The 22552-nt window shown below is 64.5% G+C and carries 14 protein-coding genes and 1 tRNA gene; 7 read left to right on the top strand and 8 right to left on the bottom strand.

From position 1 onward, the window contains the following. Positions 1-190: 190 nt before the first annotated feature. From OIK44_RS08850 to OIK44_RS08860, 3 genes are all read right to left on the bottom strand, one after another. Positions 191-1189 carry a FecR family protein gene (locus OIK44_RS08850; RefSeq protein WP_273670375.1) on the bottom strand — a complete coding sequence of 333 codons (999 nt, stop codon included), beginning with the start codon at positions 1187-1189 and terminating at the stop codon, positions 191-193. A 123-nt stretch (positions 1190-1312) separates the two neighbouring features. Continuing rightward, entirely contained in the window at positions 1313-1828 is a 516-nt protein-coding gene (locus OIK44_RS08855) for an RNA polymerase sigma factor (RefSeq protein WP_273670376.1), read from the bottom strand. 2 nt (positions 1829-1830) lie between these two features. Next, complete coding sequence (locus OIK44_RS08860; protein WP_273670377.1) at positions 1831-2547, bottom strand: TonB C-terminal domain-containing protein; 717 nt, start codon at positions 2545-2547, stop codon at positions 1831-1833. A 636-nt stretch (positions 2548-3183) separates the two neighbouring features. Here OIK44_RS08860 and OIK44_RS08865 point away from each other — a divergent pair. Then, the gene (locus OIK44_RS08865; protein WP_273670378.1) at positions 3184-3741 is read left to right on the top strand and encodes a hypothetical protein; all 558 of its coding nucleotides are present in this window, start codon (positions 3184-3186) and stop codon (positions 3739-3741) included. A gap of 913 nt (positions 3742-4654) precedes the next feature. Here the strand turns inward: OIK44_RS08865 and OIK44_RS08870 are convergent. Beyond that, positions 4655-4730, bottom strand: a tRNA-Arg gene (locus OIK44_RS08870). 198 nt (positions 4731-4928) lie between these two features. Between OIK44_RS08870 and OIK44_RS08875 the strand changes: the two genes are divergently transcribed. After that, positions 4929-5507: a c-type cytochrome gene (locus tag OIK44_RS08875; protein ID WP_273670379.1), complete on the top strand. Its 579-nt coding sequence runs from the start codon at positions 4929-4931 to the stop codon at positions 5505-5507. 305 nt (positions 5508-5812) lie between these two features. Here OIK44_RS08875 and OIK44_RS08880 read toward each other — a convergent pair whose 3' ends face one another. After that, the gene (locus tag OIK44_RS08880) at positions 5813-7879 is read right to left on the bottom strand and encodes a M13 family metallopeptidase (RefSeq protein WP_273670380.1); all 2067 of its coding nucleotides are present in this window, start codon (positions 7877-7879) and stop codon (positions 5813-5815) included. Positions 7880-8063: 184 nt separating this feature from the next. Here OIK44_RS08880 and OIK44_RS08885 point away from each other — a divergent pair, with 184 nt between their 5' ends. Beyond that, a complete protein-coding gene (locus OIK44_RS08885) occupies positions 8064-10169 on the top strand; it encodes a putative bifunctional diguanylate cyclase/phosphodiesterase (protein WP_273670381.1) in 2106 nt (701 codons plus the stop codon). 59 nt (positions 10170-10228) lie between these two features. Here OIK44_RS08885 and OIK44_RS08890 read toward each other — a convergent pair whose 3' ends face one another. Together OIK44_RS08890 and OIK44_RS08895 are read right to left on the bottom strand one after the other, a co-directional pair. Next, on the bottom strand, positions 10229-12262 hold the full coding sequence (locus OIK44_RS08890; RefSeq protein WP_273670382.1) for a M13 family metallopeptidase: 2034 nt from the start codon (positions 12260-12262) through the stop codon (positions 10229-10231). Between the two features lie 221 nt (positions 12263-12483). Then, positions 12484-14745: a TonB-dependent receptor plug domain-containing protein gene (locus OIK44_RS08895; RefSeq protein ID WP_273670383.1), complete on the bottom strand. Its 2262-nt coding sequence runs from the start codon at positions 14743-14745 to the stop codon at positions 12484-12486. 463 nt (positions 14746-15208) lie between these two features. Between OIK44_RS08895 and OIK44_RS08900 the strand changes: the two genes are divergently transcribed. The 3 genes from OIK44_RS08900 to OIK44_RS08910 all read left to right on the top strand — a co-directional run bounded on the left by OIK44_RS08900 (position 15209) and on the right by OIK44_RS08910 (position 19752). Continuing rightward, the gene (locus tag OIK44_RS08900) at positions 15209-16648 is read left to right on the top strand and encodes a S41 family peptidase (protein WP_273670384.1); all 1440 of its coding nucleotides are present in this window, start codon (positions 15209-15211) and stop codon (positions 16646-16648) included. Between the two features lie 203 nt (positions 16649-16851). Further along, positions 16852-17973: a beta-ketoacyl-ACP synthase III gene (locus OIK44_RS08905; protein ID WP_273670385.1), complete on the top strand. Its 1122-nt coding sequence runs from the start codon at positions 16852-16854 to the stop codon at positions 17971-17973. Between the two features lie 69 nt (positions 17974-18042). After that, entirely contained in the window at positions 18043-19752 is a 1710-nt protein-coding gene (locus OIK44_RS08910) for a cation:proton antiporter domain-containing protein (protein WP_273670386.1), read from the top strand. Between the two features lie 33 nt (positions 19753-19785). On the opposite strand, the gene OIK44_RS08915 is transcribed toward OIK44_RS08910, so the two are convergent. Beyond that, positions 19786-21813 (bottom strand): NADPH-dependent 2,4-dienoyl-CoA reductase, encoded by a 2028-nt coding sequence (locus OIK44_RS08915; protein ID WP_273670387.1) that lies wholly within the window; start codon positions 21811-21813, stop codon positions 19786-19788. A 156-nt stretch (positions 21814-21969) separates the two neighbouring features. Here OIK44_RS08915 and OIK44_RS08920 point away from each other — a divergent pair, with 156 nt between their 5' ends. Next, positions 21970-22542: an SRPBCC family protein gene (locus OIK44_RS08920; protein ID WP_273670388.1), complete on the top strand. Its 573-nt coding sequence runs from the start codon at positions 21970-21972 to the stop codon at positions 22540-22542. Positions 22543-22552 lie beyond the last annotated feature (10 nt).

A 22552-nucleotide genomic window follows, 5' to 3' on the forward strand; every position in this document is an offset into this window, starting at 1 on the left:
CATCGCAGCCGAATAGCGTCTGCGACAAGCCCCTATGCATGGGTGACGAATAGCACTACACAAATACCGCAAACTTTTTTCACAGACACAGAAATACCCTGCGCAAGGTCGAACGGACACGAGCGCGCAAGCGGCCGTCCGGCGCGCCGGCGTCCCAGGACCCGCAGTGCAAAACGATGGAGAGAGCCGTTCAGCTCAAGAGCAACAATCCCGCCGGCAGCGGCCGGGCGTGCAGCTGAAAGGCTTCCTGCAACTGCCACAGTGCCAGATCCAGCGAGGCCGTGAAAAAGCGCCCGCTGACCGGCTTGTTGCGCACGGCATCGTTCATCAGCACCACGCGGCCGGGCCGGTAACGATTGATTTCGTCGACCACATCGGCCAGAGGGGCCTGGTTAAACACCAGCATCCCCTGACGCCAGGCCGACACTGTTTTCGGGTCGATACTGGCGATGTCGCCAAGCGAACTGGCGCCGTAAACGATTTGCTGGCGGGCATATAGTTCACGCGCGCCTGCCGGATGTTCCACGCGGACGGCGCCTTCGATACAGCTGACACAGACCTTGCCATTCAGATGGCGCACTTCGATCCGTCCGGATTCGAGCAGGCTGCGGCCAACGCCGGCCACGACAGTCAAGGCCTGCCCGCCATCCCTCACATCGATGGAGGCCTCGCCGATAAGCAGATCCAGGCCGACCAGCTTGCCGCCATCGGTCTGGCGACGCATGCTGGTTCGCGTATTCAGCATGACATCGACACCCCCGGACAGCGCCAGCGCGCGCTGTTCGCCGGTGGCGGTGCGGTCATCTGCACTCCACTCGTCCAACCCCGGCCACAAGCCCAAGGGTGGATGAGCCACGGCCACGCCTGCGACCGCCGCCGCACTCATGGCGGCACCGAGGAAGGCCCGCCGTCCACCCAGCACGAGGCGAGGACGGCACGCGTCCACCGTCGCGGCTTCCGGCTTGACGCGCAGCAACTCGCGGGCTGGGGCCTCAATCGCATCCCAGCGGCGCTTCACATCGTGGTATGCGGCTTGATGCAAGGGACTGGATTTGACCCAGCGCCTGAACTGCTGTGCATCCACTTCGCGCGCGTCTCCCGAAGTGAGCAGGCGCAACCAGTTCCACGCCTGGGCGTCCAGCTCGGAGGGCGAAGTGGCGTGACTGTTCTTGCGCGGCGGCGTCTTCATCGTGTCATATCCAGCGGCCGGGCTCGGCCGTAAAGCAGGAAACCGGCAGGCTGCCGCGTGTTACGTGCATATACTTTTTGCGCTCTCATACTTGATGACGAATGGCGTCCCGGAAAACCCGCATTATTTATTCTCCGCCGCCAGATAAGCGTCAAGGCGTTCATGAACACGCTTCAATTCATACTCGACCGTCCGCAGCGACACGCCCAACCGTTGTGCGGCCTCTTTTTGCGTCACGCCTTCCGCATGCACGAGCAGCGCGATGGCCCGGCGGCGCTCGGGCATGCGGTCAAGCAGCTGGAACAAGCCATCGAGGTCCGAGCGTATCTCGGCGGTCCGGGCCGGACCAGGCGCCGGGTCCACCAGTTCCTCCAGCAATGCATCGATATTATCGCCTGACAGCAGGCGGCTGTGGCGGCGCTGGACATCCACCGCAATATTGATCGCCATCCGGGACAGGTAGGCCCCCGGGTTCTGGATCGGCCCGTGGTCCTCGCTGCCCTTCAGCCGCAGCCAGGTGTCGTGCAGCGCATCGCCGGCGTCCTCCGCATTGCCCAGCTTTCGCGTCAGGCTCTGTTTGATGGATGTGTAGTGCTTGCCCAGGTAGTTCAGCAGGAAGAGCTGCGTGCCTTCTGACATGGCTAGCCCGCCCCCTGTTGCTGGTCGCACCGCGGCCCCACATCCGGGGCATTGGGTGCAACCATCATGGTCAAGGGCTGCCGCGCCAGCGCCGCTGGCGGCAGGCGGCCGATGCGCACACCGCGCAGTGTGTGTAGCAACGAGGCATCGCGGCGGGCATCGCCGCTGCTGCCGAGAAGACGGACAGCGCCGATGCGGCCATCCGTCTCCAGGTAAAACTGCAGCAAAGAAGTGTAGTTACCCGGCCGGGTTCGCGCATCCGAGCACAGCGCTTGCCAAATACGCATCTGGACCAGTCCGGCGTAGCCATCCTCACGGAACAGCTCGGCCATGCCATTGTGAGCCAATGCGGATGCCGCACCGGCCTCTTTCAGAATGAATGTCTGGCCCAGGCCAGAACTGCGCTTGTCCGCAATCAGCCCCGTACCTTGCAGCAGGATGCGCAATGCTCCTTCGGCCGAGTGAAGGCCGTGTACCGCCGTGGAGGTACGGGCATGAACGAGATCGCTGGGAAACAACGCCGGTTGTCCGGTGGTGTCCGCATACTGGTTCAGTGCCGCGTTCAGCGGCTGCGCCGGGATGTTGAAAGCAAGGGGAGGCGTACCTGCATCAGAAACGGGATTAACACGTGCAAGGCCCGCGAGCGGCAGAGCAGGAGAAGCAGCAAGGGCGTCTCCCGCTGATCCGATAAGCCCAGCCAGTACCCAGAAGAGCGCCATCCCGCTGCAGTTCAACGCGCCGGCGTACACACGCACCCCGGCCCATCCCGCCGTTGCGCATTGCCGTCGTCACGCCGGCGGCGGCGCTGCAAAGAGCATGGCAGGGAGACGGATCGAGTCGGCAAGATAGGCACTCCATTCTGTGAATGTGCATAGTGGCACTTAAATGTGACGGCGGCGTTACATCAGTACCACTCCATCCTTGGACTTGCAGAAGCATGCCGCATTGACGGCGGGGCGAATCGCCTTGAAAAAAATCGCGCCCGGCAGTGTCTAATTTCGCTAATGTAGATCGCCACGCAACTGCGATTTATTAACAGGAATTCAACGGCTGGCGCAGTCATGGTGCCCCGCCCGACCAATGTGCGGCAGTGGGATATTTTTTCAGAAATTCCGTTGCGGGCTTTGATGCTGCTTGCGGACGGATACTGAGTATTCTTATCACTGTCGCCACCCATTCTTATAAGTCGCCGCCACCTGTTCTCAATAACCGCCGCCCCCCAATCGCATTGAACGCCGCCACTCGGGCTTGTGAGAATTTTCGCATTTTTCAGATGAGCAAGATGTTATCCTCTATGGCCATCGGCCGAGTTCGGCCAACACCGGACATCGCAATTTGAGGAAGAAACGGCTTTTATGAATGATTACGAGAAAGCAAATCGTGAGAGACTTATTTCGTTGCTCTCCAAGCTGCCTGCGAGTGAGTCTCCGGTGGGCTGGGAGGTTTCGGGAAGATTCGCGGTGGGCGGCCTTACAGAAATCGGCTTCGCTAAGAATGCGGAGCTACTTCTCGTGATTTCCAGCAGTGGCAGGGGTGTAATCGACTGTGCGCAGGGAAAAAAGATATTCCGCGATGACGAACCTGACGGCGATTGGTACAAACCCTTGGAACTCATATGCGAAGGAATCGGCCCTCTTGAGGCCGAGGTTATCCAGATCGCAGGGCTGAATGGCGGTGGCTTGCCAATGTCGAACAGGTTTGCCGAATCTTTGGAAATCGTTTCGCCCGAATGGCCAAAGTCGAATCTGATCTTTTGCGCGCCATACAAGTCAGCTTTAATCGAAGGACATCAGGGCGGATGTGTGAACATCGCGTCCGACTATCTCCGTGCGTACGGGTTCTCTTGGTCTGGAAACACATTTGTGTATGCGACGGGCAGCGACATTACAACTTTTAGGCGAACCATTCCTTAGCTACCGCAGTCGGCCACTAGCGGACATCGGCTAGGCTTGACTGAAGCGGCCACTGCGAATGTCAGGCCCCAATTCGATTGTTAATATGTCAAAATTGGCGAACCAAGTCGCTGCGTTTTTTGTCGGTTTTGTTAAACCTGTATGAAAATGCAGGAATCTTAAAGGTGCCCCGTGGTTGAAGGGTTTCCTTGGTGGATGACAGGGGGTGTTATATCGCAGGCACCCATGTTAACTCGGTGTTTTGCGATCTATAACACGTTAGAAGGTACGCGCACACTGTAATTTTCAAACCACAAAGGAGAGCATTTATGGCACTTAAACCTGGACCAAAGCCGATAGCAAAATCAACAGGGAAGCCGGATCAGCGCCGCCGTGATAACAAAACCACACCAGGGAATACACCGTCCCTCAAACCTAGCAAATCTAGCAATCCCCCAAAAAGTAAATGACAGGGGGCTCGCTAATTTGCCCTTCTAACCCAAACAATCCAGCGGACGCCTAACGGCGCCGCTGATAGGTAACGCTGAACGACCGCTATGTAGAATCGCAACGGTCCGCAATGGGGTGGAAGCAGTCCTTCGCTGCCCTTAGGTGATGGCCGCAGCCACAGCAGAGCGCTGGCGGTAACCAACGAGAACGAGTGGCGGCGTTCAATGCGATTGGGTGGCGGCGGTCAGTGAGAACAGGTGGCGGCGACTTATGAGAATGGGTGGCGGCAGTGATGAGAATATTCACGGATACCAAGAAATCAGCAGCTAAGACACCGCCTGGCGCCATTCCATGCCGATATGAAAATAGTCCGCACATTCCCGAAATGGGGATACACAGAGCTTACATGGAACGATAACAAAGGAGACGAGCGAAAGACATCGCCGAACAGAAGTCCGTAACCATTTGATTTTAAAGGAAGATTTGGTGCGGCTGGCGGGGATCGAACCCACGACCCTTGGCTTCGGAGGCCAATACTCTATCCACTGAGCTACAGCCGCGCGGGGGGAATGTCTGAATTGACACGAAGGATACCGTCTTTCGGAGCTCGCGTCCATGGAAAGTGTCGCATCCGGGGCAAATTCGATTCCAAAGACAATTTTTTGAGTCTATAATCGCGGGTTTGGCGAAGGTTTGCATCGCGACATGCAAAGACGATACGCCGCACTGCCACCAGCCTCGAAAATCGTAAGGAAATCATGAGCGACGCACACAACGAACACGAATCCGCCATCAGAACGCCTAAGCAACTCGTTGCTGCCGTTGCAGGCTTCTTTTTGGTCACCGTCATTGGCATTATTCTGCTGGTGCAGTTTGTCACGACGGAAAAGCTGACCGGTCGCGGCTCCGACAGCCAAGACCCGCAAGTGGTCGCCGCACGCCTGAGCCCTGTGGCCGATGAAGGCTTCACGCTGAAAGATGCGAACGGACCGAAACAATTGCAAGCGGCCGAAGCCGTGTACACGGCCATTTGCGCCGCCTGCCACGCCACCGGCGCCGCCGGCGCACCGAAACTGGGCGACAACGGCGCCTGGGCGGCACGCCTTGCCCAAGGTTACGACACGCTGCTCAAGCACGCCATCGAAGGTATCCGCGCGATGCCAGCCAAAGGCGGCAATCCGGACCTGGACGATGTCGAAGTGGCCCGCGCCGTGGTGTACATGGCCAACGCTTCCGGCGCCAAGTTCAAGGAACCTGCCGTACCGGCGCCGGCCGCTGCCGCCGCTGGCGACGCCTCTGCCGCTGCTGCCGCTCCGGCAGCCGAAGAAAAGAAATAAACGCAGGGCGCCGCTTCAGGCGGCGCTGCGAGGCTGGCCGGCTGGCCGCCTTACCTTGCACAAAGCCGCCCTGGCAAACCGGGCGGCTTTTTTTACGCCGGCGTTTTTGCGGCGCCTGGCGTTGCTGCCGCTTGCTGCAGCAGCTTTGCGTGTAAAAGCTGGGGTCGGACCCCACAAACCCGGGGTCAGACCCCTGGGTGGCGCCGCGGGCTTCTGCCGGCGGCGCGGGGCGCACCATGAAAAATGCCGCCCGGCGCGAACCGGGCGGCATTGTTTTCACCGCACCCGCCGCAGCGGGGGCAGGCTTACCACATGATGACGCGCTCTTTCGGCGGCAGGTACATCTTGTCGCCCGCTTTCACGCCAAACGCGCTGTAGAAGCCCGGCTGGTTGCGCATCGTGCCGTTGGCGCGGAACTGGCCCGGCGAATGCGGGTCCGTCTTCAGCAGCACCAGTTGCTGCGCCTCGCGCATCTTCATGCGCCATACCTGGGCGAAGCCCGCGTAGAAGCGCTGTTCGCCCGTGAAGCCGTCAATGACGGGCGCCTTCTTGCCACCCAGCGACAGTTTGTAAGCCTTGTAGGCGATCGCCACGCCGGAGTTGTCGGCAATGTTTTCGCCCAGCGTCAGCTCGCCGTTGACGTGGTGGCCCTTAACCGGGCTGAAGGCGTTGTACTGCGCCACCAGTTGCTTGGTCTTGGCCGCGAAGTTCTTGTGGTCGGCAGCCGTCCACCAATCGCGCAGGTTGCCGTCGCCGTCGTATTGCGCGCCCTGGTCGTCGAAGCCGTGGCTGATTTCATGGCCGATGACGGCGCCGATGGCGCCGTAGTTGACGGCGTCGTCGGCGTTGGCGTCGAAGAACGGCGGCTGCAGGATCGACGCAGGGAAGACGATTTCATTCAGTTCCGGGTTGTAGTAAGCGTTCACTGTCTGCGGCGTCATGCCCCACTCGTCGCGGTCGATCGGCTTGCCCAGCTTGTTGAGCTCGCGGTTGTACTCGACCGCGCGCGAGCGCAGCACGTTGCCGACCAGGTCGTCCTTGCTCACCGTCAGCGCCGCATAGTCGCGCCATTTGTTCGGATAGCCGATCTTCGTCGTGAACTTCGACAGCTTGTCCTGCGCCTGTTTCTTGGTCGCCGTGCTCATCCAGTCGAGCTTGTCGATGCTTTGCTTGTAGGCCGTCATCAGGTTCTTCACCAGCACTTCCATGCGCGCCTTGCGCTCGGCGGGGAAGTATTGCTCGACGTACAGCTTGCCGACGCTCTCGCCCAGCGCGCCCTCGACGACGCCGACGCCGCGTTTCCAGCGCGGCCGCATTTCCGTCACGCCCGTCAGCGCCGTGCCGTAGAAGGCGAAGTTTTCATCGACGAAGGCTTTCGACAGGTAGGGCGCCGCCGCGTGCACCAACTGCCACTGGAAGTAGGCTTGCCACGTCGCTAGCGGGGTCTTGCCCAGCACCTCGTTGAAGCCTTTCAGGTAGCTGGGCTGGCTGACGATGACGTAGCTGGCCTTGCCGCTGATGCCGGCCGCGTCCAGGTAGGCGCTCCAGTCGTAGCCGGGGGTCAGTTGGGCCAGTTGCGCCAGTTCGACCTTGTTGTAGGTCTTGACGGGGTCGCGGTTCTCGACCTTGCTCCACTGTACTTTGGCCAGCTCCGTCTCCAGCGCCAGCACGTCCTTGGCGTTGGCGGCCGCGTTGGCGTCACCGGCCAGCGTCAGCATTTTTTCCACGTGGGCCAGATATTTCACCCGCGTGGCGGCCTTGTCCGCTTCCAGGTAGTAGTCGCGGTCGGGCAGGCCCAGGCCGCCCTGGCCGAAGTCGGCCACGTATTTCGTCGAATCCTTGGCGTCCTGGTGTATGCTGAAGTCGTAAGGCGAGGCCACGCCCATTTTGCTGAAGGCCGCCAGCAGGGCCGGGATTTCCTGTTTGTCGCGCAGCGCGGCGACGCGGCTCAGCTGCGGCGCCAGCGGCGCCAGGCCCAGTTGCTCCAGCTTTTGCTCGTCCATGTAACTGGCGTAAAAGTCGCCGATTTTCTGCGCGTCGGAACCGGCCATGCGGTTCGGGTTCGCGGCGGCCGCCTCGATGATGCCGCGCAGCTGCGGCTGGGTGTCGTCGGCCAGCTTGGCGAAGCTGCCCCAGCTCGACTTGTCGGCCGGGATCTCCGTCGTCGCCAGCCATTTGCCGTTGAGGTGCTGGAAGAAGTCGTCCTGGGCGCGCACGCCGCTGTCGACGTATTCGACGGCAATGCCCGACAGCGGCGCCGCTTTCACGCTGGCGGCGGCCGGGCTCTTGGCGGCGCTTTTGGCCACATCGGCTGCGCCGGCGACGCCGGTGAGCAGGCTCAAGGTTAATGCACTCAGCAGATATCGTTTCACATCATTCCTTATCAAGTTAAACAGCACAATATGTCTGGCTTACCTGACCAGCATTGCGGTGGGCTGGCCGGTTTTTGACTGTATCATAGAGCCACGGCGGATTGTTGGCATCTTCGCCATTGAGGCAAAAAGGCCACGGCCGGCGCTGCCGAACCAATCGCCGCCGCGCGGTCTAACTAAGACCATGCCACTCTCCGACTTCATCCGCGCCAACCTCGACTGCATTCTTGGGCACTGGGAGCTGTTCGCGCAACAAATTCCGTCCGCGCGCGGCATGAACACGGCGTCGCTGCGCGACCACGCCAAGGGCATCTTGTTGGCGATCGCGGACGACCTGGAACGGCCGCAGACGGCGCTGGAGGAGGATGCGAAATCGAAGGGCCGGGGGCCGCACAGCGGCGACGACAGCGAGGCCGAAATGCACGGCGCGGCCCGGGTGGCCGAGGGCTTCAGCGTCAACGACGCGATGGCCGAGTACCGCGCGCTGCGCGCCAGCGTGCTGCGCCTGCGGCGGGCCGCCGACGCCGGAGAGGGGCCGGCCGTCGTCGCCGAGCTGACCCGCTTCAACGAGGCGCTCGACCAGGCGCTCAGCGAGTCGCTGGCGCGCTTCGCCAGCGACAACGAGCGTTTCACGCGGCTGTTCGACACGCTGCTGTCCTCGTCGCCCGACCTGAACTATGTTTTCGACCTCGACGGCCGCCTGATCTACGCCAACAAGGCGCTGACGAGCATCTATGGCCGGGCGCTGCGCGACGTGGTCGGCAAAACCCTGCTGGAACTGGGCGCGCCGGCGGCAGCCGACCTGCGCAAGTATTTCCGTCCCGTCATCGACGACAAGCTGACCTACCGCGGCGAAATGCCCTACCCCTACGCGAACGGCAAAAAGAACGTCTACGATTTCCTGCTGGTGCCGGTGCTGAGCGCCACGGGCAAGGTCGAGGCCGTCGCCGGCACCGCGCGCGACGTCACCGAGCGCAAGGAAACGGAGGAGCGCATCCGCCGCAGCGCCAACTACGATTTCCTCACCGACTTGCCGAACCGCGGCCTGTTCCGCGACCGCCTGGAACAGGAGGTCAAACGCGCCGCCCGCACGGGACGGCCGCTGGCGCTGTTCTTCATCGACCTGGACGGTTTCAAGGAAGTCAACGACCGCCTCGGCCACGACGCCGGCGACCAGTTGCTGCAGCAGACGGCGCACCGCATCAGCGCCTGCGTGCGCGACGCCGACACGGTGGCGCGCCTGGGCGGCGACGAATTCACCGTCATCCTCGGCGACGTCAGCAAAACCGGCCACGTCGAAATCCTGGCCCAGCAAATCCTCGACGCGCTGGCCCAGCCCTTCACGCTGCGCAACAAGGACGTGTACATCTCCGGCAGCATCGGCATCACGCTGTATCCGCAGGACGCCGGCACCCCCGAGGGCTTGCTCGGCAACGCGGACCAGGCCATGTATGTGGCGAAAAAAAGCGGGCGCAACCGCTTCAGCTTCTTCACGGCCGGCATGCGCGACGCCGCCTGGGCGCGCATGAAGCTGATCGACGAACTGCGCCACGCGCTGCCGCAGCGCCAGCTGGACGTCTACTACCAGCCCATCGTCGAGCTGGCGCGGGGCGCCACCGTCAAGGCCGAAGCGCTGCTGCGCTGGCACCACCCGCAGGCCGGCCTGATGCTGCCGGACAGCTTCATCGGCCTGGCCGAGGAAACCGGCCTGATCGGCGAAATCGGCGACTGGGTGCTGGGCCAGGCCGCGGCGCTGGCGCGCGAATGGGCGGCGCGGCAGGGCGGCCCCTTCCAGATCAGCGTCAACAAGTCGCCGGTGGAATTCATGAGCAAGACGCCCGTGCGCAACTGGGACACCTACCTGGCGCGCGACGCCCCCGGCCAGCAGTGCCTCAGCGTGGAAATCACCGAAGGCGTGCTGCTCAACGACTCGCCCTGGGTCCGGGACAAGCTGGCCAGCCTGCACAACTGCGGCGTCGAGCTGACCATCGACGACTTCGGCACCGGCTACGCCTCGCTGGCCTACCTGAAGAAATTCAAGGTCGACTACCTGAAAATCGACCAATCCTTCGTGCAAGACATGGATAGCGGCGGCGACAGCCGCGTCTTCGCCGAAACCATCATCGTCATGGCGCACAAGCTGGGGCTGAAGGTGATCGCCGAGGGCGTCGAAACGGCCGAGCAGCGCGACTGGCTGAAGGCGGCCGGCTGCGACTACGCCCAGGGCTACCTGTTTTCCGCGGCCGTGCCGGCCGCCGATTTCATGGCGCTGCTGGGCGCGGCGCCATAAAGCAAACACGCCCCGGGCGCGCGGGCGGCCGGGGCGTGCACTGTCAGCGGCGCCTCACCTTACCAGATGATCACGCGCTGCTGCGGCGCCAGATACATCTTGTCGCCTTCCTTGACGTCAAACGCCTCGTAAAAACCGGGCTGGTTGATGACGGTGCCGTTGGCGCGGAACTGGCCCGGCGAATGCGGGTCGGACTTGATCTGCACGATCTGCTGCGGCTCGCGCATCTTGCTGCGCCACACCTGGCCGAAGCCCATGTAGAAGCGCTGGTCGCCGCTCAAGCCGTCGATGACGGGCGCCGCCTTGCCGCCCAGCGACAGGCGGTAAGCCTTGTAGGCGATCGCCAGGCCGGAATTGTCGGCGATGTTCTCGCCCAGCGTCAGCTCGCCGTTGACATGGTAGCCGGGCAGCGGGCTGTAGCCGCTGTACTGCTTGACCAGCGCGTCCGTCTTGGCGGCGAAGTTCTTGCGGTCCTGCGCGCTCCACCAGTCGCGCAAATTGCCGTCGCCGTCGGACTGGCTGCCCTTGTCGTCGAAGCCGTGGCTGATCTCATGGCCGATGACGGCGCCGATCGCGCCGTAATTGACGGCGTCGTCGGCGCCGGCGTCAAAGAACGGCGGCTGCAGGATCGACGCCGGGAACACGATCTCGTTCATCGTCGAACTGTAATAGGCGTTCACCGTTTGCGGCGTCATGCCCCACTCCTCTCGGTCGATCGGCCTGCCCAGCTTGTTAATCTGGCGCTTGTAGCCGAAATCGGCCGCGCGCAGCATATTGCCGACCAGGTCGCCGCTGGAAATCGCCAGCGTCGTATAGTCGCGCCACTTATTCGGATAGCCGATCTTCGGCGTGAACTTGGCCAGCTTGGCCTGCGCCTCGCGCTTCGTCTCCGGGCTCATCCAGTCGAGCGTGTCGATACTCTGCTTGTAGGCCACCAGCAGGTTCTGCACCAGCGTCTCCATGCGCGCCTTGCGCTCGGCCGGGAAATACTGCGCGACATACAACTTGCCGACGGCCTCGCCCAGCACGCTTTCGACGGCGCCAACACCACGCTTCCAGCGCGGCGGCTGCGCCGTCACGCCGGTGATCGTCGTGCCATAGAAGGCGAAATGGGCGTCGGCGAAATCCTTCGACAGATAGTTCGCATAGCTGCGCACCAGATGCCACTCGAAATACGCCTTCCACGTCGCCAGCTCCGTCTGCGCGACGATCTGCTGGAAGCCGCTCAAGTAACTGGGCTGGCCGACGATCACATAATCGACCTTATTGGCGATGCCGGCCGCGGCCAGGCCCGCCTTCAAATCATAGCCGGGCGCCAGCGCGTCGAGCTGGGCCAGGGCCACCTTGTTGTAGCGCTTGACGGGGTCGCGGTTCTCGACCTTGCTCCACTGCACCTTCGCCAATGCCGTCTCCAGCTCGACGATGGCCTTGGCGTCGGCGCCCGCGTGCTTGCTGCCGGCCAGCGCCAGCATCTTCTCGACGTGGGCCTGATACTTCACCTTCACCTCGGCCAGCTTGGCGTCGAGATAATAATCACGGTCCGGCATGCCCAGGCCGCTCTGGCTGACATAGGCGGCGTAGCGGGTCGACTCGCGCGCGTCCTGGCCGATATAAGTGGCGTAAGGCGTACCGACGCCGACCTGGCTCAGATGCGCGATCAAGGCCGGGATACCCTTCTTGTCGCGCAAGCCGCGGATACGGCTCAACTCGGCGGCGAGCGGCTTCACGCCCAGCGCATCCAGGCGCTTCTCATCCATATAACTGGCGTACAAATCGCCGATCTTCTGCGCCTCGGAGCCGGCCTTCTTGCCCTTGTCGCCCTGGGCCGCCTCGATAATGCCGCGTAACTGCGGCGTCGTATCATCGCGCAACTTGGCGAACGAACCCCAGCTCGACTTATCGGCAGGAATCTCGGCCGTCTTCAACCACTGGCCGTTCAAATGACTGAAAAAATCGTCCTGGGCGCGCACGCCGGCGTCGATAAACTGCACATCGATGCCGGAGCGAAGCTGGGGAGAACTGGCCGGCTCGGCGGCGGTAGCGGCGGCAGCCAACAGGGTCAGGGTCAAGCTGCTCAAAAGATAACGTTTCACGGGAATGTCCTTATGGGGGCAAAAAGAAAAAGGGGCCGCCGGACGGATCAGGCCGGGCGTGCCGTCCGCGAATGTAGCACGGGCGCCGGCGGCGCGCCACCCACCCCTGGGGTCAGGTCTAGACATGGCGGTTTTCCTGCAAGCACAAATGGGGTCAGGTCTAGACATGGCGGTTTTTCGCCGCAAAAACCGCCATGTCTAGACCTGACCCCATTGTTGCTTTAGAACTTGGTTTCGAGCTTGATGCTCCAGGCGACGTGGGTCGGGGCGCTGGTGTCCGAGGCTTGCGCCAGTCCGTTGGTGGTGACGACGCGGCCGCTGTCGTAGTCGCGCGCCAACAGGTTGCTCGCCGCGATGCGCAATTGAGTGCGGGCGTCGAATTTCCACAGGCCGTAGAGGTCGAGCGTGCGTTTCGCGCCGCCGTCGACGCTTTCCGTCGCGCTCGTTTGTACGACGCTGCCCGGACTCCAGTTGAAGCTACCGCCCACGGTCAGCGGCCAGTCTTTCATGCGGTAGTCGAGGCCGATGTTGGCCGTCTGCTTGGCTTGCTGGTCGAGCCGGTTGTTCGGCCCCGGGATGCCCTCGACGTTCGACCAGAAGCGGCTGTAGTTGCTGCGGATGTCGATCGCCGGCGCGTTTTCCAGCAGTTCGACGAGCTGGAATTTGGCTTCCAGTTCGATGCCGCTGGTGCGCGCCTTGCCGATGTTGGTCGGCGTCGAGACCCAGCGCGGCCCCGTCGGCGTGTCTTGCAGCGTGGTTTCGCGGCGCATCAGCTGCTCGATGTTGCGCACGAAGCCGCTGACGCTGACGATGCCGCTGCGCCCCAGGTAGTGTTCGTAGGCCACGTCGATGCCGCGGGCCAGCTCCGGTTTCAGGTTCGGGTTGCCGGTGCGGTCGGGCCGCGTCGCGCTGTTCAGCCGCGACAGCGAGGGCAGCGCGATCAGGTCCGCCAGCGACGGCGCCCGGTAGCTGTGCGTCAGGCTCATGCGCACCTGGTCTTTTTCGCTGCCGGGGATGCGCCAGACGGCGTGCAGCAGCGGGCTCCAGACCCGGCTCTGGTTGGCGACGTCGGCGCCGCCGCGCGCGCTGGTGGCGCGGATGCCTTCCCAGCGCAGGCCGAAGTAGGCCGACCATTGCGGCGTGATGTCCCATTCGTCCTGCACGAAGCCGGCGAAGCGGCGCGTGTCGGCCTTCAGGTTGTCGCCCGAGTCGGCGAACTGGGCCACGCCGTTGTCGAGCGAGACGCGGCTTTGTTCGCGCCGGTTCCATTCGGCGTCCCAACCGGCCGCCAGCAGGTGGCCCTGGCCCAGCGGCGTGGTGTATTTGCCGCCCGTGTTGGCGCTGCGGTCGCGCGTGGCGTCGGTGTCGACGAAGCGGTCGAGCAGCAGGCCGGCGCCGTCGTATTGGCTGCGCCGGGAGTCGCTGTCGCTGCGGCCGTTGCCGAAGCCGAATTTGACGTCCAGCTTGGAGGCGCCGGCCATTTTGTGGACCCAGTTGCCGAAGCCGCGCAGGAAGGTGCTGGAGGCCCGCGACTGCGTCTGCGCCGTCGCATATTCCGGCGCCACCGCGCCGACGCTTTGCGCCAGCCGGCTGGTGGCGTCGGCGTCGCTGCGCGACGCCATCAGGAAGGGTTGGAAGTTCAGCGTGTCGCCGCCCTCGAATTTGTAGGATAGGCGCGGCGTCAGGTGGATGCCGCGCGCCTGCCGTCCGCTCTGCTCCTGCAGCGCCTGGTCTTTGGCGACGCTGCCGTCGGCCCGGGTGTCGACGTTGCGGGTGGCGCTGCGGTCTTGCTGGTGGTTGTCGAACAGCGATGCCGACAGCAGGTAGCTGAGGCCGCCGACCTTGCCCGGCAGCGTCAGCGCGACGTTCGGCGCGTGCCGGCCCTGCTCGATGGTGTCGGTCAGCTTCAGCTGCACGTCGCGCTGCTGGTAGCCGTCGCGCAGCACGATGTTGATGGTGCCGGCGATGGCACGGGTGCTGTGCTCGGCGACGGGGCCGCGCATCACTTCGATGCGCTCGACCTGGTCGGGCGACAGCGAGTCCATGGAAAAGCCGGCCGGCGCGCGCTCGCCGTTGAGCAGCACCTGCGTGTAGCCGCTGCCCAGGCCGCGCATGCGGATTTCGCCGCCGCGCCCGGGCCGCCCGCCCATCGTCACGCCGGGCAGGCGCTTCAGGATGTCGCCCAGGTTGCTGTCGCCGTTGCGGTCGAGCTCTTCGCGGCCATAGATCTGCTTGCCCGCCGTCGACTGGCGGCGCGCGTCCATGTCGCTGGCGCGGCTGCCGTTGACGATGACCTGGGCCGGCGCCGGGGCGGCGGCGGGCACGGCCTCGGCGGCCGCTTGCAGCGCCGCGGCGTCGGCCGGCGCGCTTTGGCCGGCGCCATGCGCGGCGCTGGCGGCGCCCAGCAAAGCCAGGCCGGCTGCGGGGATCAGGGTCAGCGCGGCGGCGCGGAAACGGGTGGGGCTAGGGTGGCGAGGGGACATGGCTTCAGCGTTGCGTGACGATGGCCGTATTCTATGCGCCGGGCCTGGCCCGCAAGGCCGCGGACGGCCGTTTTTTACTTTACGATACACATCGGCGCGGCCCGCGACAACACCCGGCAAGCGCCGCCCCGAAAAAAAGCCTGCGCCGTGATGGACGCAGGCTAAAACCACTACAGGTACAGAGAGTGAGCGATTCACTATAGGTGAGGTGCGGGTCCGCGCAAGCGACACTTACAATTCTTTACGCTTGCAAACGGGAACAATATTCGGGCGCCAATATGGATGAAGATGCACGGAATCCGGCAGCAATATTTGCCTTTTATTCAGACTCGGCGCCGCATGGGTCGCGCTAGCGCAGGAAAATCGCACAGCGCATGACAGCGGCAAAGAATCAGGGATATACTGAAATCGAAGCGCCACTGTTTCCGGGTCGGCGCATGTTGTCAGCATCGACAGGTGGAACATGGGCACACTCAAAAATACCAGCCTTATCGGGCTGGGCGTCATCGCCGGCGTCGCCGTCTCGCTGCAGTTTTCCGCGATGGCGCAAAAACCAGCCGAGCCGGTGCTGCCGCTGGAGGAGTTGCGCCAGTTGGCCGACGTGTTCGGCCTGATCAAGTCGGACTATGTCGAGCAGGTCGAGGACGGCAAGCTGCTGACCGAGGCCATCTCCGGCATGGTCGCCTCGCTCGACCCGCATTCCGCCTACCTCGACAAGCGCGCCTACGCCGAGCTGCGCGAAGGCTCGCAGGGCAAGTTCGTCGGCCTCGGCATCGAGATCGGCTTGAGCGAGGACGGCTACATCAAGATCGTCGCGCCTATCGAGGATTCGCCGGCCTACCGCGCCGGCATCAAGGCGGGCGACCTGATCACGCGGCTCGACACGACGCCCGTCAAGGGCATGAGCCTGGACGACTCCGTCAAGAAGATGCGCGGCGAGCCGGGCAGCAAGGTGACGCTGACGATCGCCCGCAAGGACGAGGCGCAGCCGCTGGTGTTCGTCATCGCCCGCGAGGAAATCCAGCAGAAAAGCGTGAAGGCGAAAATCGTCGAGCCGGGCTATGCGTGGCTGCGCGTGGCCCAGTTCCAGGAGCCGACGCTGGACGACATGGCCGCCAAGCTGGTCGAGCTGTACCAGCAGGACCCGAACCTGAAGGGCCTGGTGCTGGACTTGCGCAACGATCCGGGCGGCGTGCTGCAGGGCGCCATCGGCGTGTCGGCGGCCTTCCTGCCCAAGGATGCGGCGATCGTCTCGACCAACGGCCAGTTGCCGGACTCGAAGCAGATCTTTTACGGCCGCGCCGAATACTATGCGCTGCGCAGCGAGCCGGACGCGCTGGCGCAGTTGCCGGAGGCGGTGAAGAAGGTGCCGATGGTGGTGCTGGTCAACACCGGCTCGGCGTCGGCCTCGGAAATCGTCGCCGGCGCGCTGCAGGACTACAAGCGCGCCACCATCATCGGCAGCCAGACCTTCGGCAAGGGTTCCGTGCAAACGATACGCCAGTTGACGGCCGACACGGCCGTCAAGCTGACGACGGCGCGCTACTACACGCCGAAGGGGCGCTCGATCCAGGCCAAGGGCATCTCGCCGGACCTGCTGGTCGACGAGAACGCCGACGGCGACGGCTTGAACAGCCTGCGCACGCGCGAGGCCGACCTGGAAAAGCACTTGCGCAACGACCGCGACAAGGAAACGGTCAAGAATGTCCGCGACGAGCTCGAAGAGCAGTTGCGCATCGTCGCGCTGGAGAAAAAACGCAAGCCGCTGGAATACGGCAGCAAGGACGACTTCCAGCTGGGCCAGGCGCTGAACCATTTGAAAGGCTTGCCCGTGCAACTGGCCAAGAGCGAGTCGGCCATCGTCCAGGTCGACGAGGCGAAGCAAAAACCCGCCAAGAAATAGGCCGCCGCCAAGCGCAGCCCCCCCTCCCCCCTCGCGGCGCCTTACCAAGGATGCAAGGCGCCGCGCCAGCCAGCCCATATAATTCTGTCATACCGTTGAAATATTCCCGGCCAGGCCCATGAATATCTCTACGGTGGATGGCGTTTGTGTAAAATTTGTCTCAATGCTCAGCACGCTTACCTACCTCATTTGAAAGCTTATCCATGAAACAAGTCGTCATCAGCGGCACCGGACTGTACACGCCGCCATTTTCGATCTCCAACGAAGAACTCGTCACCTGCTTCAACGCCTACGCGGAGCAGTTCAACAGCGACAACGCCGCCGCCATCGCCGCTGGCGAGCTCGGCGCGATCGAGGGTTCCAGCGTGGCGTTCATCGAAAAGGCGTCGGGCATCAAGTCGCGCTACGTGATGGAGAAGGACGGCATCCTCGACCCGGCGCGCATGGTGTCGCGCATTCCCGAGCGCGCCGACGAAGCCCTGTCGCTGCAGGCCGAGATGGCCGTGGCCGCCGCCCGCCACGCGCTCGACCGCGCCGGCCGCGGCGCCGCCGACATCGACATGGTGCTGGTCGCCTGCAGCAATATGCAGCGCGCCTACCCGGCCCTGGCCGTCGAGGTGCAGCAGGCGCTGGGCATAGACGGCTACGGCTTCGACATGAACGTGGCCTGCTCGTCGGCCACCTTCGGCATCCAGACCGCCGTGGCGGCCGTCAAGAGCGGCCAGGCCCGCGCCGTGCTGGTGCTGAATCCGGAAATCACCAGCGGCCACCTGAACTGGCGCGACCGCGACAGCCACTTCATCTTCGGCGACGCCTGCACGGCCATCATCGTCGAGGCGAAGGAGACGGCGACGTCGCGCCACCAGTTCGAGATCGTCGAGACGCAACTGAAAACGAGCTTCTCGAACAACATCCGCAACAACTTCGGCTTCCTGAACCGCTTCGACGAGTCCGGCAACGGCAAGGCCGACAAGCTGTTCCGCCAGCAGGGCCGCAAGGTGTTCAAGGACGTCTGCCCGATGGCCGCCGAGATGATCAAGGCGACCATCGCCAAGGCCGGCCTGGACGTGCCGCAGGTGAGCCGCTACTGGCTGCACCAGGCCAACCTGAACATGAATTTGCTGATCTCGCGCATGATCCTGGGCCGCGACGCCGAACCGCAGGAAGCGCCGGTGATTCTCGACAGCTACGCCAACACCTCGTCGGCCGGCTCCATCATCGCCTTCCACAAGCACCAGGACGACCTGGCGGCGGGCGCCCTGGGCGTCATCTGCTCGTTCGGCGCCGGCTACTCGATCGGTTGCGTCGTCGTGCGCAAACTGTAGTACTCTGGCCGTCACACGCCGGCCCGTGACGGCGGCGCCGCCCCACCCCGCATAAGGAAGCGCCCACGCATGCCCCACAACATCAGCCTGATCACCACCATCGCCGCCGCCCTCGGGTTTGGCCTCATTTTCGGTTTCATCGCCACGCGCATGAAATTACCGGCCCTGGTGGGATATCTCGCTGCCGGCATCGTGATCGGGCCGGCCACGCCGGGTTTTGTCGCCGACACGGCGCTGGCCGGCCAGTTGGCCGAGATCGGCGTGATGCTGATGATGTTCGGCGTCGGCCTGCACTTCTCCCTCGACGACCTGTGGGACGTGCGCCGCATCGCGCTGCCGGGCGCGATCCTGCAGATCGCCGTGGCCACGGCGATGGGCATGGGCATGGCCCACTACTGGGGCTGGAGCCTGGGCGGCGGACTGGTGTTCGGCCTGGCCCTGTCGGTCGCCAGCACCGTCGTGCTGCTGCGCGCGCTGGAGGAGCGCGGCATCCTCGATACGCTGAACGGCCGCATCGCCGTCGGCTGGCTGGTCGTCGAAGACCTCGTCACGGTGCTGGTGCTGGTGCTGCTGCCGCCGCTGGCCGGCTCGCTGGGCGGCACCGTCAACCCGGCCGACGCCGGCGTCAGCCTGTGGCGCACGCTGGCCGTCACCTTCGGCCAGGTGGCCGGCTTCATCGTCTTCATGCTGGTGGTCGGGCGCAAGCTGTTCCCCTGGATACTCTGGCAGGTGGCGCGCACCGGCTCGCGCGAGCTGTTCACGCTGTGCGTCGTCGCCGCCGCCGTCGGCATCGCCTACGCCTCGACCGAGCTGTTCGGCGTGTCCTTCGCGCTGGGCGCCTTCTTCGCCGGCATGGTGCTGCGCGAATCGGAACTGAGCCACCGCGCCGCCGAGGAGTCGCTGCCGCTGCGCGACGCCTTCGCCGTGCTGTTCTTCGTCTCCGTCGGCATGCTGTTCGAGCCGGCCGTCCTGGTCGAGCAGCCGCTGCACGTGCTGCTGGTGTGCGCCATCATCATCTTCGGCAAGTCGGCCGCCGCCTTCCTGCTGGTGGTGGCGCTGCGCTATCCGTTCAAGACGGCGCTGATCGTCTCGGCCAGCCTGGCGCAGATCGGCGAATTCTCCTTCATCCTGGCGGCGCTGGGCATCTCGCTGGGGCTGATGCCGCACGAGGGCCAGAGCCTGATCCTGGCCGGCGCGATCCTGTCGATCGCCCTCAACCCGGTGGTGTTCAGCATCACCAAGCCGCTGCTGCGCTGGATGGGCAGCAGCGAACTGGCGCGCAAATTCGAGCGCCCGGCCGACCCGCTGGCCGAGTTGCCGGTGACGGTAGACCAGAACAAGCTGTCGGGGCAGGTGGTGCTGGTCGGTTACGGCCGGGTCGGACGGCGCATCGCCGAGGCCCTGACGGCGCGCGGCATCGACTTCGTCGTCGCCGAGCAAAACCGCGACATCGTCGACCAGCTGCGCAAGCAGGGCATACCGGCCGTGGCCGGCAATGCCGGCGAGCCCGGGGTGCTGATTCAGGCCCACATCACGCACGCGACGATGCTGGTGATCGCCACGCCGGACACCTTCCACGTGCGCGCCATGATCGACACGGCGCGCGCCCTGAACCCGAACATCCAGAGCGTGGTGCGCACCCACAGCGAGGCCGAGGCCGAACTGCTGCGGCAGGAGCGCGCCGGCCAGGTCTTCATCGGCGAACACGAGCTGGCCAAGGGCATGGTGCAGCACGTGCTGGACAGCTTCGAAAAAAAGCACGGCCGCAGCCCGCACTGAGGCGGCGACTGGCGGGGGGCCCGCCCCCCATCATCACAAGCTGGCGGCCAGCTCCGCACCTTCCTTGATGGCGCGCTTGGCGTCCAGCTCGGCCGCCAACGCGGCGCCGCCTATCTTGTGGAAGCGCGGCCCGCCCGCGGCCGGCCCGGCCGGCATCAGCTCGGTCAGGCTGTCCTGCCCGGCGCAGACGACGACGTGGTCGACCGCCAGCAGGCGCTGTTCGCCGCCGACGGTGATGTGCAGGCCGTGATCGTCGATCTTGTCGTACTGGACCCCGCCCATCATCACCACGCCGTTGCGGCTCAAGGTCGCGCGGTGCACCCAGCCCGAGGTCTTGCCCAGCCCGGCCCCGACTTTCGACGTCTTGCGCTGCAACAGGAAGATCTGCCGCAGCGGCTCGGCCGCATGCGGCGCCACCAGGCCGCCGCCGCTGTTGGCATTCAGGTCGACACCCCACTCCGCCGTCCAGCTGGCCACCGGCAGCGGCAGCGCGTGCGCCGGGTCGTGCAGCAGGTATTCGCCGACGTCGAAGCCGATGCCGCCGGCGCCGATGATGGCGACGCGCTTGCCGACCGGCGCCTTGTGCTGCAGCACATCCAGGTAGGACAGCACCTTCGGATGGTCGATGCCGGGGATGGGCGGGCGGCGCACCTTGATGCCGGTGGCGACGATGACGTCGTCGTAGCCGCCCGCCAGCAGTTCCTCGCGCGCGACGCGCCGGCCCAGCTCAAGCTTCACCCCCAGCAGGTCGATCTGGCGGCGGAAATAGCGGATGGTTTCGGCGAATTCCTCCTTGCCGGGAATCTGCATGGCGATCTTGAACTGGCCGCCGACGCTGTCGCTGGAATCGAACAGCGTGACCTGGTGGCCGCAGGCGGCCGCCGCGGTGGCCGCCGACAGGCCGGCCGGGCCGGCGCCGACCACGGCGACCTTGCGCGAAGCGGCCTTTTTGCTGAACACCAGCTCCGTTTCGTGGCAGGCGCGCGGGTTGACCAGGCAGCTGGCGCGCTGGTTGGCGAAGGTGTGGTCGAGACAGGCCTGGTTGCAGCCGATGCAGGTGTTGATCTCGTCGGCGCGCCCGGCCGCCGCCTTGGCGACGAACTGCGGGTCGGCCAGGAAGGGCCGCGCCATCGACACCAGGTCGGCGTCGCCGCGCGCCAGGATGGCGTCGGCCTCGAAAGGCATGTTGATGCGGTTCGACGCCACCACGGGAATCGTCACTTCGCGGCGCAGCCGCCCCGCCACGCTGGTAAAGGCGCCGCGCGGCACCGAGGTGACGATGGTCGGCACGCGCGCCTCGTGCCAGCCGAAGCCGGTGTTCAAAATGCTCACGCCGGCCTGCTGCAGCGCCTTGGCCACGGCCACCACGTCGTCCCAGGTGTTGCCGCCGTCGACCAGGTCGAGCAGCGAGTGGCGGTACATGATGATGAAGTCGGGGCCGACGGCGGCGCGGATGCGCTTGACGATTTCCACCGGCAGGCGCATGCGGTTTTCGATGCTGCCGCCCCAGCCGTCGCCGCGCAGATTGGTGCGGGCGCACAGGAACTGGTTGAGCAGATAGCCTTCGCTGCCCATCACCTCGATGCCGTCGTAGCCGGCCTGCCTGGCCAGCTTGGCGCAGCGGGCGTAGTCGCGGATCGTCGCTTCGATGCCCGCCTCGCTGAGCGCGCGCGGCTTGAACGGCGAAATCGGCGATTTTTTATCCGAGGCCGAGACGACGAAGGGCTGGTAGCCGTAGCGGCCGGCGTGCAGGATCTGCATGAGTATCTTGCCGCCCTCCTCGTGCACGGCGCTGGTGACGCGGCGGTGGTTGAGCACATCGCCGGCGAAATTGAGCGTGCCGCCGAAGGGCAGCAGCCAGCCGGAGCGGTTCGGCGAGATGCCGCCCGTGACGATCAGACCGACGCCGCCGCGCGCGCGCTCGCGGTAAAACGCGGCCAGCTTGCCGTAATTGTAGAAGCGGTCTTCCAGACCCGTGTGCATCGAGCCCATGATGACGCGGTTACGCAGCGTGGTGAAGCCGAGATCGAGGGGGGCGAGCAGGTGCGGATAGGTGGCCATGGTAGTTTTTAGCGTGGTGACGGGGCGCGCGAAGGCGGCTTCCGGCATTACAACCTATTTTCAGTAGACCCCGGGTTCTAAAGTCCCGGCCCGCCCATTTTTCGGGCAACTAGCACAAGACTTGTATTCTGCCACCCTTTACCTTACGCTGAATGGATGAAGCGGATTTTCCTTTTCCTGTTGTTGTCCTGCGCCGGAGCGGCGCAGGCGCAGGCGCCGAAGCTGGAGATGCCCAAGCTGGACGTCGCGGTGAGGCGCGTGGAGCTGGACGCGCTGCATATGTACGAGGTCGAGGCCAGCGGCACGGTGCAGGCCTCGCCGGCCGCGGTGTGGCGGGTGCTCACCACCTACGACAGGATGAACGAGTTCGTGCCGGACCTGGCCTCGTGCCGGGTCCTGTCGCGCAACGGCAACGAGGTCATCGTCGAGCAGTTCGGCACAGCGCGCTTCCTGTTCATGTCGCGCTCCATCCACCTGATCGTGCGGGCGACCGAAAATCCGCCCTCGTCGATCGACATCGCGCTCATTTCCGGCGATATGAAGCACTACGAGGCGCGCTGGGAGCTGGTGCCGGTGGCGGAAACGGGCGGCACGCGGGTGCACTACAGCGGCAAGCTGATACCGAATTTTTACGTGCCGGGCATATTGGGCACGCAGATCATACGCGGCGACATCGAGCGCATGATGGGCGCCGTGCTGGCGCGCCTGGAAAGCCGGCGCGAGCAGTAGGCCGGCGCCG

It is taken from the genome of Janthinobacterium fluminis, from assembly GCF_028595325.1.
GTDB classification, from domain to species: domain Bacteria; phylum Pseudomonadota; class Gammaproteobacteria; order Burkholderiales; family Burkholderiaceae_D; genus Janthinobacterium; species Janthinobacterium fluminis.

Coding starts and splice junctions, on each gene's coding strand:
- OIK44_RS08850 (WP_273670375.1), bottom strand. CDS start 1,189: ATGAAGACGCCGCCGCGCAAGAACAGTCACGCCACTTCGCCCTCCGAG.
- OIK44_RS08855 (WP_273670376.1), bottom strand. CDS start 1,828: ATGTCAGAAGGCACGCAGCTCTTCCTGCTGAACTACCTGGGCAAGCAC.
- OIK44_RS08860 (WP_273670377.1), bottom strand. CDS start 2,547: ATGGCGCTCTTCTGGGTACTGGCTGGGCTTATCGGATCAGCGGGAGAC.
- OIK44_RS08865 (WP_273670378.1), top strand. CDS start 3,184: ATGAATGATTACGAGAAAGCAAATCGTGAGAGACTTATTTCGTTGCTC.
- OIK44_RS08875 (WP_273670379.1), top strand. CDS start 4,929: ATGAGCGACGCACACAACGAACACGAATCCGCCATCAGAACGCCTAAG.
- OIK44_RS08885 (WP_273670381.1), top strand. CDS start 8,064: ATGCCACTCTCCGACTTCATCCGCGCCAACCTCGACTGCATTCTTGGG.
- OIK44_RS08895 (WP_273670383.1), bottom strand. CDS start 14,745: ATGTCCCCTCGCCACCCTAGCCCCACCCGTTTCCGCGCCGCCGCGCTG.
- OIK44_RS08900 (WP_273670384.1), top strand. CDS start 15,209: ATGGGCACACTCAAAAATACCAGCCTTATCGGGCTGGGCGTCATCGCC.
- OIK44_RS08905 (WP_273670385.1), top strand. CDS start 16,852: ATGAAACAAGTCGTCATCAGCGGCACCGGACTGTACACGCCGCCATTT.
- OIK44_RS08910 (WP_273670386.1), top strand. CDS start 18,043: ATGCCCCACAACATCAGCCTGATCACCACCATCGCCGCCGCCCTCGGG.
- OIK44_RS08915 (WP_273670387.1), bottom strand. CDS start 21,813: ATGGCCACCTATCCGCACCTGCTCGCCCCCCTCGATCTCGGCTTCACC.
- OIK44_RS08920 (WP_273670388.1), top strand. CDS start 21,970: ATGAAGCGGATTTTCCTTTTCCTGTTGTTGTCCTGCGCCGGAGCGGCG.